The sequence below is a fragment of the Streptomyces sp. NPDC060205 genome, assembly GCF_042728395.1.
Classification (GTDB): domain Bacteria; phylum Actinomycetota; class Actinomycetes; order Streptomycetales; family Streptomycetaceae; genus Streptomyces.
Genome location: NZ_JBHWZP010000265.1, coordinates 1 through 13,370, shown reverse-complemented (window position 1 = coordinate 13,370; position 13,370 = coordinate 1). Strand labels below are relative to the sequence as shown.

Sequence of the window (13,370 nt, the reverse complement as noted above, 5' to 3'; positions counted from 1 at the left end):
CCTCAAACGCCGGACGGGCTGAGTGGGTGGACGGACCCGTTCTCGATCCCGAGCGGGTGGCGCATGGGCGGCGAGACGGCTTGGACGGTGCACCATGTGCGGGTGCCTGGGCATGACCCGGTGACGGTCCGAGTACGAGGCACGCAGACCGGTACGGCGGTCAGACTGGACGTCGCGGGCGGCGCAGCCGACACCCACTGGGTGTCGGGCGGCGCAGCCGGAGCTGTTCGGGGGTCCGGGGGCTTGCCCCCGGTTTCGGGAGGGGGCGGGGCTGGGGAAGAAGAAAGTCCCTCCACCCTCACCCTCCACCTGGACGGCCAGACCCACACCTTCCACCACTGCGGCACCTGGCTCGGCCGTGACGGCGACGCGTGGAACGTGACGGACCACGACCCCGTCACCGCCTCCCTCTCCGGCACGGCCCACGCCGGCGCCGACTCCCTCACCGCCCCCATGCCCGGCACGGTCACCGTCGTGAAGGTGGCGGCCGGGGACGAGGTGACCGCGGGCCAGAGCCTGCTGGTGGTCGAGGCGATGAAGATGGAGCACGTCATCTCCGCCCCGCACGCCGGCACCGTCACCGAGCTGGACGTCACCCCGGGCTCGACGGTCGCCATGGACCAGGTCCTGGCCGTGATCGCGCCCCAGGAACCGACGGCACCGCAGGAGGAGCAGGCATGACGACCCCCGAACCCGGCCTGCCCATGGCCGTACCGGCCGAAGGCCTCCCCCGGAAGGTCCGTATCCACGAGGTCGGCGCCCGAGACGGCCTGCAGAACGAGAAGGCCACCGTCCCGACGGAGATCAAGGCGGAGTTCATCCACCGCCTCGCCGCCGCGGGCCTCACCACCATCGAGGCGACGAGTTTCGTCCACCCCAAGTGGGTGCCCCAACTGGCGGACGCGGAGCAGCTGTTCCCGCTCGTGAGGGAGACGGCCCCACACCTGCCCGTCCTCGTACCGAACGAACGCGGTCTGGACCGCGCCCTGGACCTCGGCGCGACCCGCATCGCCGTGTTCGCCAGCGCCACGGAGTCCTTCGCGAAGGCCAACCTCAACCGGACGGTGGACGAGGCGCTGGCGATGTTCGAGCCGGTGGTCGCGCGGGCCAAGGCGCAGGACGCCCACGTGCGCGGCTATCTCTCCATGTGTTTCGGCGACCCGTGGGAGGGCCCGGTCCCGCTCCCGCAGGTCGTCCGCGTGTGCCGGGCCCTGCGCGACATGGGCTGCGACGAGCTGAGCCTGGGCGACACGATCGGCGTGGCGACCCCGGGCCATGTGACCGCGCTGCTCACCGCGCTGAACGAGGAGAACATCCCCACGCCCTCCCTCGGCGTGCACTTCCACGACACGTACGGCCAGGCCCTCTCCAACACTTTGGCCGCACTCCAGCACGGCGTGACGACGGTGGACGCGTCGGCGGGCGGCCTCGGCGGCTGCCCGTACGCGAAGAGCGCCACCGGCAACCTCGCCACCGAAGACCTCGTGTGGATGCTGACGGGCCTCGGCATCGACACCGGGGTCGATCTCGGCCTCCTCACCGCCACCAGCGTGTGGATGGCCGGACAACTGGGCCGACCCAGCCCGTCCCGCACCGTTCGCGCCCTCTCCCACAAGGAGTGACCCCGATGTCCCTGGACCACCGCCTGTCCCCCGAGCTCGACGAACTGCGCCGTACGGTCGCCGAGTTCGCCCGCGACGTCGTGGCGCCGAAGATCGGCGACTTCTACGAGCGGCACGAGTTCCCGTACGAGATCGTCCGCGAGATGGGCCGCATGGGCCTGTTCGGGCTGCCGTTCCCGGAGGAGCACGGCGGCATGGGCGGCGACTACCTGGCGCTGGGCATCGTCCTCGAAGAGCTGGCGCGCGTCGACTCGTCGGTGGCGATCACCCTGGAGGCGGGCGTGTCGCTGGGCGCGATGCCGATCCACCTCTTCGGGACCCCGGAGCAGAAGGCGCAGTGGCTGCCCCGCCTCTGCTCGGGCGAACTGCTGGGCGCGTTCGGGCTGACCGAGCCGGACGGCGGCTCGGACGCGGGCGCGACGCGTACGACGGCCCGCCTGGACGAGGCGACGGACGAATGGGTGATCAACGGCTCCAAGTGCTTCATCACCAACTCGGGTACGGACATCACGGGCTTGGTGACGGTCACGGCGGTCACGGGCCGCAAGCCGGACGGCGGGCCCCTGATCTCCTCGATCATCGTCCCGTCCGGCACCCCCGGCTTCACGGTCGCCGCCCCCTACTCCAAGGTCGGCTGGAACGCCTCGGACACCCGCGAGCTGTCCTTCGCGGACGTCCGCGTCCCGGCCGCGAACCTGCTCGGCGAAGAGGGCCGCGGTTACGCCCAGTTCCTCCGCATCCTGGACGAGGGCCGCATCGCCATCGCGGCCCTGGCGACGGGCCTGGCCCAGGGCTGCGTCGACGAATCCGTCAAGTACGCGAAGGAACGGCACGCCTTCGGCCGCCCGATCGGCGCGAACCAGGCGATCCAGTTCAAGATCGCGGACATGGAGATGCGGGCCCACACGGCGCGCCTGGCCTGGCGCGACGCGGCGTCCCGCCTGGTGGCGGGCGAACCGTTCAAGAAGGAGGCGGCCCTGGCCAAGCTCCACTCCTCCACGATCGCCGTCGACAACGCCCGCGACGCCACCCAGATCCATGGCGGCTACGGCTTCATGAACGAGTACCCGGTCGCCCGCATGTGGCGAGACTCCAAGATCCTGGAAATCGGCGAGGGCACGAGCGAGGTCCAACGCATGCTGATCGCAAGGGAGCTGGGCCTGACGGGCTGACCGAGCCGCCCGGCCACCCGTCACCTGACCGCCCTCACCATCGGCCGACGCCAGCTCACAGCCCTGATACGCACCCTCGGCATAGGCCAGAGGCAAAATCACTCGTACGACTGAACGCATGCCGTTCAGCCGTCCGCCGGCAACGCAGCTCACTACGTTCCGTCGCATGGTCAGCTAACCGCATGAGGCGATGCACCAGATCTTCAGGGAGGACCCCCGGCTGTTCGCCCGGGCCCTCCCGAAGGCCGGCATCACTCTCCCCGAACCCACGGACGTCCAGCTCCTGGACACTGATCTCACCGAGATCAGGCCGCTCGAACGCCGCGTGGACACCCTGTTACGGGTCGACACGGCGGACAGCGGGAGTTACCTGCTCGCCATCGAGATGCAGGGGCGGCGGGACCCGGACAAGCTCAACAGCTGGACGTACTACCTGGCACATCTCTACGCCAAGTACGAGCTGCCCCCGGTCCTCCTCGTCGTCTGTCAGGACAAGTCCACCGCGTCCTGGGCGGCCGAGCCCATCCGCATCGGACCGTCCACCCACACCAGCATCGCCGTCTTCCCACTGGTGCTGGGGCCCGACAACCTCCCCGCGATCATCGACCCGGACGAGGCGGCACAAGACCTCGGGCTCTCGGCCTTCTCAGTACTCACCCACGCCAAGGATCCCGCCCTCCCTGCGATACTGGACGCTCTGGCGACGGCACTCGTCGACACCGGCGGCCAAGCCGCGAAGGACTGGGCGGAATTCATCGAGATCGGTCTGGGCGACCCCCGGACGCGCGCACTTTGGAGGAACTTGATGGCCACGTACACCAGTCGCTTCCCCGGCAGCGGAACCATCATCGAAGAAACCCGCATCCAGAGCCGGACCGAGGACATCCTCCGTCTCCTCACCCTCCGCGGCATCGACGTCCCCGAAGCCGCACAGGAGCGCATCGCCGGCTGCACCGATCTGGAGACCCTGGGCGTCTGGTTCGACCGGGCGGTCACGGCTGCCGACGTGGAGGAACTGTTCACGCCCTAGTGAGCCACCGGCGCGGGCCTGCGCACGGCCACCCGTAAGGCGGCGGCAGGCAGTGAGGCGAGAAAACCCGGCTTTCTTCGCCTCACGGGCGGGCAGTTGCGCGGGCCGCCGCACAGCCCGCTCACAGCGGCACCGACCGGTCGCCGCGCGCGTTTCCGCAGGTCGAACCCGCCTCCTGGACACAAGCTGAGGTTAGGCTAACCTACCTTCGCACCTGTCCCGGCGGGCCATCCGCCCTGTTCGAAAGCAGCCACGCCATGTCCAACGCCCGTGCCACCCACCTCACCCGACGCGGCATCCTCGCCGCCGGCGGGGCCGTCGGCCTCGGGGCCGTGCTGGCCGCCTGCGGTGACGACGACCCGAAAAGCGGTGGCTCGGCGGACAGGTCGAAGGCCGCCGCGTCCGGCCCCTGGACGTTCAAGGACGACCGCGACGAGACCGTGAAGCTCGACAAGGTCCCGGCGAACATCGTCGCGTTCACCGGTGTCGCCGCCGCCCTCTTCGACTACGGCATCGAGGTCAAGGGCGTCTTCGGCCCGACGAAGACGAAGGACGGCAAGGCCGACGTCCAGGCCGGCGACATGGACGTCAGCAAGGTGACGGTCCTCGGCAACGTGTACGGCCAGTTCAACGTCGAGAAGTACGCGACGCTCGCCCCGGACGTGCTGATCTCCACGATGTTCGACGACGCCGGCACCCTCTGGTACGTCCCCGCGGAGTCCAAGGACAAGATCTCCAAGCTCGCCCCGAGCGTCGGCATCTCCGTCTACGACCGTCAGCTGCCCAAGCCGCTGGAGCGCATGCTCGCGCTCGCCGAGTCGCTGGGCGCGGACGTGAAGGCCGCGAAGACCGTCGAGGCGAAGAAGAACTTCGAGAAGGCCGCCGAGCGTCTGCGCGCCGCCGCGAAGGCCCGCCCGGAGATCAAGGTCCTCGCTGGTTCCGCCAGCCAGGACATCTTCTACGTGTCCGGCTCGAACCTCTCCATCGACCTGGAGTACTTCAAGGCCCTCGGCGTGAACCTCGTCGAGCCGCCCGCCAAGGTCCTGAAGGCGAGCGGCGGCTGGTTCGAGAACCTCAGCTGGGAGAACGTCGACAAGTACCCGGCCGACGTCATCATCATGGACGACCGCACCGCGACCATCCAGCCCGCCGACATCACCGAGGCAACCTGGAAGAAGCTGCCCGCCGTCAAGGCCGGTCAGGTCATCGGCCGCACCCCCGAGCCGATCCTCTCCTACGCCAAGTGCACCCCCATGCTCAACAACCTCGCCGAGGCCATCGAAAAGGCCAAGAAGGTCGCCTGAGCCACTTTCAGGGGCGCGGGGAACTGCGCGGCCCGCCCCCACCGGGCCCGCAGACAGGCCAGTTGGGAGTCATGCGTCACAGCAAGAGCGAGGCGCACCCTCAGGCACAGGAACTTAGGTTAGGCTAACCTAAGTTAAGCGCCGCCCCCCCACGGCTCCTACCTGCGCCCGTCCCTCTCCCGCCCCTCCGGAGGACTCCCCCATGCGCTCGCACCTGCTCAACGACACGACCGCGGACCGGTACCGCCGTTCCGTGACCGAAGGAATAGAGCGGGTGGCGGCCAAACTCGCCACCACGGAACGACCGTTCACGGGCGTCACGGTCGACGCCCTCGCCCCCCGCATCGACCGGATCGACCTCGACAAGCCGCTGCACGACACCACCGCGGTGCTCGACGAGCTGGAGGACGTCTACCTCCGGGACGCGGTCTACTTCCACCACCCCCGCTACCTCGCCCACCTCAACTGCCCGGTGGTCATACCCGCGGTGGTCGGCGAAGCGGTCCTGTCCGCCGTCAACTCCTCCCTGGACACCTGGGACCAGTCGGCCGGCGGCACCCTCATCGAGCGCAGGCTCATCGACTGGACGAACGAGCGCATCGGGTTCGGCCGCTCCGCCGACGGCGTGTTCACCTCCGGCGGCTCGCAGTCCAACCTCCAGGCGCTGCTCCTCGCCCGCGAGGAGGCCAAGCCGGGGCGGGCAGGCTGGGAGGCGTCCGCCTCGTACGGCAAACTGCGGATCTTCGCCTCCGAGGCGAGCCACTTCAGCGTCAAGAAGTCCGCGAAACTGCTCGGCCTGAGCCAGGACGCCGTGGTCACCGTGCCCACCGGCAACGACAAGCGCATGCAGACCGTCGCGCTCGCCCATGAGCTGGAGCGCTGCGAGCGGGACGGCCTGATCCCCATGGCGGTCGTCGCCACCGCCGGCACCACCGACTTCGGCTCCATCGACCCGCTGCCCGAGATCGCCGAGCTGTGCGAGCAGTTCGGCGCCTGGCTGCACGTGGACGCCGCGTACGGCTGCGGACTGCTCGCCTCGCTCAAGAACCGGCACCGCATCGACGGCATCGAGCGCGCCGACTCGGTCACCGTGGACTACCACAAGTCCTTCTTCCAGCCGGTGAGTTCGTCCGCCGTGCTGGTCCGCGACGCGGCCACCCTGCGCCACGCCACCTACCACGCGGAGTACCTCAACCCGCAGCGCGCGGTGCAGGAGCGCATCCCGAACCAGGTCGACAAGTCCCTGCAGACCACCCGCCGCTTCGACGCCCTCAAACTGTGGATGACGCTGCGGACGATGGGCGCCGACGGCATCGGCCAGCTCTTCGACGAGGTCTGCGACCTGGCGGAGCAGGGCTGGCAGCTGCTGGCCGCCGACCCGCGCTACGACGTCGTGGTCGCCCCCTCCCTGTCGACCCTCGTCTTCCGCTACATCCCGGCCGCCGTCACCGACCCCGCCGAGATCGACCGCGCCAACCTGTACGCCCGCAAGGCCCTGTTCGCCTCCGGCGACGCGGTGGTCGCCGGGACGAAGGTCGGCGGCCGTCACTTCCTGAAGTTCACCCTGCTCAACCCCGAGACCACGACGGACGACATCGCCGCCGTGCTCGACCTGATCGCCGGCCACGCCGAGCAGTACCTTGGAGAGTCCCTTGACCGCGCTTCCTGAACCCGCTGACTCCGCCGTGCGCACAGCACACGATTTCATCGGCATCGGTCTTGGCCCCTTCAACCTCGGCCTCGCCTGCCTCACCGAGCCGATCGACGAACTCGACGGTGTCTTCCTGGAGTCCAAGCCGGACTTCGAGTGGCACTCCGGGATGTTCCTGGAGGGCGCGCACCTCCAGACGCCGTTCATGTCGGACCTGGTCACCCTGGCCGACCCGACGTCCCCGTACTCCTTCCTGAACTACCTCAAGGAGTCGGGCCGTCTGTACTCGTTCTACATACGCGAGAACTTCTACCCGCTGCGCGTCGAGTACGACGACTACTGCCGCTGGGCCGCCTCGAAACTCTCCAGCGTCCGCTTCAGCACGACGGTCGCTGAGGTGACGTACGAGGACGACAGCGAGGTGTACGTCGTGCGGACCACCGCCGGTGACGAGTACCGCGCCCGGCATCTGGTCCTCGGCACCGGCACTCCCCCGTACGTCCCGGAGGCCTGCGCGGACCTCGGCGGGGACTTCATCCACAACTCCCGGTACAAGCAGCACAAGCGGGAGCTGCAGGCCAAGAAGTCGATCACGCTGGTCGGCAGCGGGCAGTCCGCCGCCGAGATCTACTACGACCTGCTGAGCGAGATCGACGTCCACGGCTACCGGCTGAACTGGGTCACGCGCTCCCCGCGGTTCTTCCCGCTGGAGTACACCAAGCTCACCCTGGAGATGACCTCCCCGGAGTACGTCGACTACTTCCACGCGCTGCCCGAACGGACCCGCTACCGCCTCCAGGCGGAGCAGAAGGGCCTGTTCAAGGGCATCGACGGGGAGCTGATCGACTCGATCTTCGACCTGCTCTACCAGAAGAACCTCGGCGGCCCGGTCCCCACCCGGCTGCTCACCAACTCGGCGCTGAAGCACGCGCGTCACGAGAACGGCACGTACACCCTGGGGCTGCGCCAGGAGGAGCAGGAGACGGACTACGAGCTGCAGTCCGAGGGCCTGATCCTGGCGACCGGCTACAAGTACGTGGAGCCCGCGTTCCTCAAGCCCGTGCGCGACCGGATCCGCTACGACGGGCACGGCAACCACGACGTGACGCGCAACTACGCCATCGACACGACGGGCCGCGGGATCTTCCTGCAGAACGCCGGCGTCCACACCCACTCGGTGACGTCCCCGGACCTCGGCATGGGCGCGTACCGCAACGCGTACATCATCCGGGAACTGCTCGGCACCGAGTACTACCCGGTGGAGAAGTCCATCGCGTTCCAGGAGTTCGCCGTATGAGCACCGTCGGAGCCGCCAGCACCGTGGGCACGCTGAGCCTGCGCCTCCTCGACCCCCTCAAGGACGCCGAGCTGCTGCACTCCTGGGTGACCGATCCCAAGGCGGCGTACTGGATGATGCAGGACGCGAGACTGCAGGACGTGGAGCGCGAGTACATGGCCATCGCGGCCAGTGAGCACCACCACGCGTATCTCGGTCTGCACGACGGCCGGCCCGCGTTCCTGATGGAGAAGTACGACCCCCGGTACATCGAACTCGTCGGGCTGTACGAGCCCGAACCCGGTGACGTCGGTATGCACTTCCTGGTCGCCCCCACCGACCGGCCCGTGCACGGCTTCACCCGGGCCGTCATCACCGCCGTGATGAACGAGCTGTTCGCCGACCCCCGCACCCGCCGGGTCGTCGTCGAGCCCGATGTCACCAACACGGCGGTCCACGCGCTCAACGAGACCGTCGGCTTCGTCCCGGAGCGCGAGATCGAGAAGCCGGAGAAGCGCGCCCTGCTGTCCTTCTGCACCCGCGACCAGTACCTGAACCGGCGCAGCCCGGCCGGCCGAGGAGTTTCCCTGTGACCCTGTCCGACGCCGTGGCGCATCTGTCCCCCCACCGCTGGGCCCGGGCCGATCGCCTCCTCATCCGCAAAGCACTCGCCGAGTTCGCCCACGAGCGCCTGATCACTCCCGAGCCGGTCGACGCCGACGGCGACGGCCGCGACGGTAAAAAAGCCGAGTACGCCGTCCGCAGCGACGACGGTCTGACCCGCTACCGCTTCACCGCCACCCGCCGCGCCCTCGACCACTGGCAGGTCGACGCCGAGTCGATCACCCGCAGCCGCGACGGCGGTGAACTCCCGCTCGCCGCACTGGACTTCTTCATCGAGCTGAAAAAATCACTCGGCCTGAGCGACAAGGTGCTGCCGGTCTACCTGGAGGAGATCTCCTCCACCCTCTCCGGCACCTGCTACAAGCTCACCAAGCCGCAGCTCACCTCCCCCGAACTCGCGAAGAGCGGCTTCCAGGAGATCGAGACGGGGATGACCGAGGGCCACCCCTGCTTCGTCGCCAACAACGGCCGGCTCGGCTTCGGCATCCACGAGTACCTGTCGTACGCGCCCGAGACCGCGAGCCCCGTACGGCTGGTCTGGCTGGCCGCACACCGCTCGCGGGCCGCGTTCACGGCGGGCGTCGGCATCGAGTACGAGTCGTTCCTGCGGGACGAACTGGGCAAGGAGACCGTCGACCGCTTCCACGGCACGCTCCGCGACCAGGACCTCGACCCGGCCGACTACCTCTTCATCCCGGTCCACCCCTGGCAGTGGTGGAACAAACTGACGGTCACCTTCGCCGCCGAGATCGCCCGGCAGCACCTGGTGTGCCTGGGCGAGGGCGACGACGAGTACCTGGCCCAGCAGTCGATCCGGACGTTCTTCAACAAGAGCGAGCCCGAGAAGCACTATGTGAAGACCGCCCTGTCGGTCATCAACATGGGCTTCATGCGCGGCCTGTCCGCCGCCTACATGGAGGCGACCCCGGCCATCAACGACTGGCTGGCACAGCTCATCGAGAACGACCCGGTGCTGCGCTCGACGCGCCTGTCGATCATCCGCGAGCGCGCGGCCGTCGGCTACCGGCACCTGGAGTACGAGGCCGCCACCGACCGCTACTCCCCGTACCGCAAAATGCTCGCCGCCCTGTGGCGCGAGAGCCCGGTCCCCTCGCTCCGGGACGGCGAGTCCCTGGCCACCATGGCCTCCCTCGTCCACGTGGACCACGAAGGCGCCTCGATCGCCGCCGCGCTGATCCAACGCTCGGGCCTGACCCCGGTGGAGTGGCTGCGCCGCTACCTCCGCGCCTACTTCACCCCGCTGCTGCACAGTTTCTACGCGTACGACCTGGTGTTCATGCCGCACGGCGAGAACGTCATCCTCGTCCTCAAGGACGGGGTGGTCGAGCGGGCGATCTACAAGGACATCGCCGAGGAGATCGCCGTCATGGACCCGGACGCGGTGCTCCCGCCGACGGTCGAGCGGCTGCGCGTCGACGTCCCCGAGGACAAGAAACTCCTGTCGATCTTCACCGACGTCTTCGACTGCTTCTTCCGCTTCCTGGCGGCCAATCTGGCGGCCGAGGGCGTCATCGAGGAGGACGACTTCTGGCGGACGGTCGCCGACTGCGTACGCGACTACCAGGCGTCCGCGCCCGAACTCGCGGACAAGTTCCGGCAGTACGACATGTTCGCGCCCGAGTTCGCGCTGTCCTGCCTCAACCGGCTGCAGCTGCGCGACAACGAGCAGATGGTGGACCTCTCCGACCCGGCCGGGGCCCTCCAGCTCGTCGGCACGCTGAAGAACCCCATAGCCGGGCTGTAGGACCTGTTCCGCAGTCCTCACAGCAGGCGGGCGCCCCCCTGTACGGTCCCGGGGGCGCCCGCCGTCGTACTCGGTCGTGATCAGTGACTACTGTGCGCCGTGATCAGTAACTACTGTGCGGGCCAGGGCACTTGCGGCGACCGGTAGTAGTCGATGCCCAGCGCGTCCCAGCGGGGCGCCTGCGCGGCGAGCCGCACCTTGTAGGTGTCCCAGTCGTGCGTCGAGGCGGGCGACCAGCCCAGCTCGGCCACGCCCGGCAGCCGCGGGAACGCCATGTACTCGATGTGCCGCGAGTTCGACAGCGTCTCCGTCCACAGCGGCGCCTCGACCCCGCGTACGGCCGAACTCGGAGTGTTCGGCAGATAGTTGCCAGGATCCCAGTCGTACGACCGCCGCACCTCCACGAGCCCGGCCCAAGCCTGCCCGAGGGGCGTGTCGGCGGTGTATTTCATATCCAGATACACGCGGTCGGCGGGCGAGAGGACGATCCCGGTGCCGTTCCTGGCCGCCGCCGCGACCTGCTCCTTCTCCGCGGCGCTCGTGTCGTCGAGACCCCAGTACTGGGCCAGCGCGCCCTTCGCGGGAGCCGCCCCGGTCAGCTGGTGCCACCCCATCACGGACTTCCCGTACTTGGCGACGATCGGCTGGACCTTCTCCATGAAGGCCACATAGTCCTCGTGGCTGGTGGAATGCGCCTCGTCACCACCGATGTGCAGGTACCTGCCGGGTGTGAGCGCGGCCAGCTCCCGCACCACATCGTCCACGAAGTCGTACGTCACCGGCTTGTCGACGCACAGCGAACTGAAGCCGACCTCGGTGCCGGTGTAGAGCGGTGGGGCGACACCGTCGCAGTTCAGCTCGGCGTACGAGGCGAGCGCCGCGTTGGTGTGACCGGGCATGTCGATCTCGGGCACGACCTCCAGATGCCGCGAGGCGGCGTACCGCACGAGGTCCGTGTACTGGGCCTTCGTGTAGTAACCGCCGGGCCCGCCGCCGACCTGCGTGGAGCCGCCGTACGTGGCGAGGCGCGGCCAGGAGTCGATGGCGATGCGCCAGCCCTGGTCGTCGCTGAGGTGCAGATGCAGCGTGTTGATCTTGTAGAGCGCGAGCTGGTCGATGTAGCGCTTGACCTGGTCCACGGTGAAGAAGTGCCGGGAGACGTCCAGCATCGCGCCGCGGTAGCCGTAGCGGGGGGTGTCCGTGATGGTGCCGCCGGCGACGGCCCAGGGCCCCGGCTGCTTCGAGTCCTTCTCGACGGCCGCCGGCAGCAGCTGCCGCAGGGTCTGCACACCGTGGAACAGCCCGGCGGACGCGCGGGCCGTGATCGTGACAGCACCCTTCCCGCTGGTCAGCCGATACCCCTCGGCGCCGAGGCCACCGGTGCCCTTCTGACTGATCCTGAGCCGGATGCCGTCGCCGCCCGGGTCGTCGGTGACGGGAAGCCGGTAGCCGGTCGACGGCCGCAGCACCCCGGCGAGATACGAGCCGACGTCCTTGACCCCCTTGGCCCGGTCCACGCGGATACGCGTACCGCTCGTGATCCGGTACGGGGAACCGCCCGGGTCGACGGAGGCGGGTGCCGGGACGACCTGGCCCAGCGGAGTGACGGTGCGGTCGACCGCGCGGTCGGGCGCGGACGGTGCCGCGCCGACCACGGAGATACCGGCGGCTGCCACGAGCAGCAGCGTACCGAGCAGACGGGGCGTTCTGTGCTGTCTCACATGCGCTCCCTTCGAATGGGTATAGACCACTCTCCCGCAGAGCCGGTGAAACAATCCCCCTCATGGCGGAAATCATCCAGCGGGACGGCACGTGGACCTTCGACGGCGACGCCCTGCGGCTGGTGCCGGGCCGCGACAAGAACGTGGGCGTACTGCGCAAGTCCCTGGGTGAACTGGCGGTCCCGCTGGGCGCGTTGGCGGGGATCTCGTTCGAGCAGGGCAAGAAGTCCGGCCGGCTCAGGCTGCGGCTGCGGGACGGCGCGGACCCGCTGCTGCACGCGACCGGGGGCAGGCTCACCGAGGCCTCCGACCCCTACCAGCTGACCGTCGAGTCGGACCGCTACGGCGTCGCCGAGTACTTCGTGGACGAGATACGCAACGCGCTGCTCCTGGACGAGGTGCCGAGCACCGCCGTCGACCGCTACCTGCTGCCGGGACCGGCCGTGCCGCTGTCGGTCTCCGCGGGGGACGGCACCGCGAGCTTCGACGGGGAGCGGGTGCGGCTGGAGTGGAACTGGAAGACGGAGGAGGCGAAGTCGGCCGCCGGCGCGCGTACGCTCGCGCTGGCGGACATCCAGGGGGTGGAGTGGCAGCCGTCGGTGGGACTGGAGAACGGGCATCTGCGCTTCACTGTCCGAGGCGCCCCGACGAAGGCCCCGCCGAAGTACGACCCGAACGCGGTCGAACTGTGGGGCTTCAAGAAGGACCCCCTGATGGCGCTGGTCGCGGCGGCGGTCCAGGCCCGCCTCCCCCACCCGTCGGCTCCGCCGCCCGCTCCCGCGAAGCGCCTCACTCCCGCGGAGGTCGACCACGACGCCCTCCTCCGCCGCCTCCGAGAACTGGGCGCCCTCCGCGACGCGGGCGTCCTGACGGAAGAAGAATTCACGCTGGCCAAGCAGGCGATCCTGCGGGGGATGTAGTTGCGGGGGGAGGCTGCGGGCCGGCGGGGGCTGCCCGCGCAGTTCCCCGCGCCCCTCAAAGGCCACGTGCGGCCCGGCGGGGGCCGATCGCGCAGTTCCCCGCGCCCCTTAAAGGCCAAGTGCGGGCCGGTGGGGGCTTGTCGCGCAGTTCCCCGCGCCCCTCGGGGCGGGCTGCGCCCTGCCCTCGTATCGCGGCTGCAGGTGCGTGGACACTCCTTGCACCCTGCCAGCCGGGAGAAAAGCAGGGGCGCAGCCCCGCTTTTCAGGGGCGCGGGGAACTGCGCG

General features: G+C 69.3%; 11 protein-coding genes. 10 read left to right on the top strand and 1 reads right to left on the bottom strand.

From position 1 onward, the window contains the following. The 9 genes from ACFWGJ_RS33335 to ACFWGJ_RS33295 form a co-directional block, all read left to right on the top strand. A partial coding sequence (locus tag ACFWGJ_RS33335) for an acetyl-CoA carboxylase biotin carboxyl carrier protein subunit (RefSeq protein WP_387332104.1) occupies positions 1 to 681 on the top strand: 681 nt, incomplete at its 5' end. Next, positions 678 to 1,622, top strand: a complete 945-nt coding sequence (locus tag ACFWGJ_RS33330) for a hydroxymethylglutaryl-CoA lyase (RefSeq protein WP_387332102.1) — start codon at positions 678 to 680, stop codon at positions 1,620 to 1,622. The genes ACFWGJ_RS33335 and ACFWGJ_RS33330, both read left to right, overlap by 4 nt. Before the next feature lie 11 nt (positions 1,623 to 1,633). Continuing rightward, positions 1,634 to 2,794: an acyl-CoA dehydrogenase family protein gene (locus ACFWGJ_RS33325; RefSeq protein WP_387332106.1), complete on the top strand. Its 1,161-nt coding sequence runs from the start codon at positions 1,634 to 1,636 to the stop codon at positions 2,792 to 2,794. Positions 2,795 to 2,984: 190 nt separating this feature from the next. Next, positions 2,985 to 3,824: a hypothetical protein gene (locus ACFWGJ_RS33320; protein ID WP_387332100.1), complete on the top strand. Its 840-nt coding sequence runs from the start codon at positions 2,985 to 2,987 to the stop codon at positions 3,822 to 3,824. A 257-nt stretch (positions 3,825 to 4,081) separates the two neighbouring features. Next, complete coding sequence (locus ACFWGJ_RS33315) at positions 4,082 to 5,128, top strand: ABC transporter substrate-binding protein (RefSeq protein ID WP_387332098.1); 1,047 nt, start codon at positions 4,082 to 4,084, stop codon at positions 5,126 to 5,128. 202 nt (positions 5,129 to 5,330) lie between these two features. Beyond that, positions 5,331 to 6,797, top strand: coding sequence for a lysine decarboxylase DesA (gene desA, locus ACFWGJ_RS33310; RefSeq protein ID WP_387332096.1), 1,467 nt, complete (start codon positions 5,331 to 5,333; stop codon positions 6,795 to 6,797). Then, positions 6,781 to 8,076, top strand: coding sequence for a lysine N(6)-hydroxylase/L-ornithine N(5)-oxygenase family protein (locus ACFWGJ_RS33305; RefSeq protein WP_381832544.1), 1,296 nt, complete (start codon positions 6,781 to 6,783; stop codon positions 8,074 to 8,076). The genes desA and ACFWGJ_RS33305 overlap by 17 nt, the downstream gene beginning before the upstream one ends. Next, on the top strand, positions 8,073 to 8,648 hold the full coding sequence (locus ACFWGJ_RS33300) for a GNAT family N-acetyltransferase (protein WP_381832547.1): 576 nt from the start codon (positions 8,073 to 8,075) through the stop codon (positions 8,646 to 8,648). The genes ACFWGJ_RS33305 and ACFWGJ_RS33300 overlap by 4 nt, the downstream gene beginning before the upstream one ends. Next, positions 8,645 to 10,444: an IucA/IucC family protein gene (locus ACFWGJ_RS33295; RefSeq protein WP_387332094.1), complete on the top strand. Its 1,800-nt coding sequence runs from the start codon at positions 8,645 to 8,647 to the stop codon at positions 10,442 to 10,444. The genes ACFWGJ_RS33300 and ACFWGJ_RS33295 overlap by 4 nt, the downstream gene beginning before the upstream one ends. Positions 10,445 to 10,554: 110 nt before the next feature. On the opposite strand, the gene ACFWGJ_RS33290 is transcribed toward ACFWGJ_RS33295, so the two are convergent. Beyond that, the gene (locus ACFWGJ_RS33290; RefSeq protein ID WP_387332092.1) at positions 10,555 to 12,165 is read right to left on the bottom strand and encodes a beta-N-acetylhexosaminidase; all 1,611 of its coding nucleotides are present in this window, start codon (positions 12,163 to 12,165) and stop codon (positions 10,555 to 10,557) included. Positions 12,166 to 12,227: 62 nt separating this feature from the next. Here ACFWGJ_RS33290 and ACFWGJ_RS33285 point away from each other — a divergent pair, with 62 nt between their 5' ends. Next, complete coding sequence (locus tag ACFWGJ_RS33285; RefSeq protein WP_381833060.1) at positions 12,228 to 13,085, top strand: DUF4429 domain-containing protein; 858 nt, start codon at positions 12,228 to 12,230, stop codon at positions 13,083 to 13,085. The last annotated feature ends 285 nt before the right edge of the window (positions 13,086 to 13,370 follow it).

Coding starts and splice junctions, on each gene's coding strand:
- ACFWGJ_RS33320 (WP_387332100.1), top strand. CDS start 2,985: ATGCACCAGATCTTCAGGGAGGACCCCCGGCTGTTCGCCCGGGCCCTC.
- ACFWGJ_RS33315 (WP_387332098.1), top strand. CDS start 4,082: ATGTCCAACGCCCGTGCCACCCACCTCACCCGACGCGGCATCCTCGCC.
- ACFWGJ_RS33300 (WP_381832547.1), top strand. CDS start 8,073: ATGAGCACCGTCGGAGCCGCCAGCACCGTGGGCACGCTGAGCCTGCGC.
- ACFWGJ_RS33330 (WP_387332102.1), top strand. CDS start 678: ATGACGACCCCCGAACCCGGCCTGCCCATGGCCGTACCGGCCGAAGGC.
- desA (WP_387332096.1), top strand. CDS start 5,331: ATGCGCTCGCACCTGCTCAACGACACGACCGCGGACCGGTACCGCCGT.
- ACFWGJ_RS33285 (WP_381833060.1), top strand. CDS start 12,228: ATGGCGGAAATCATCCAGCGGGACGGCACGTGGACCTTCGACGGCGAC.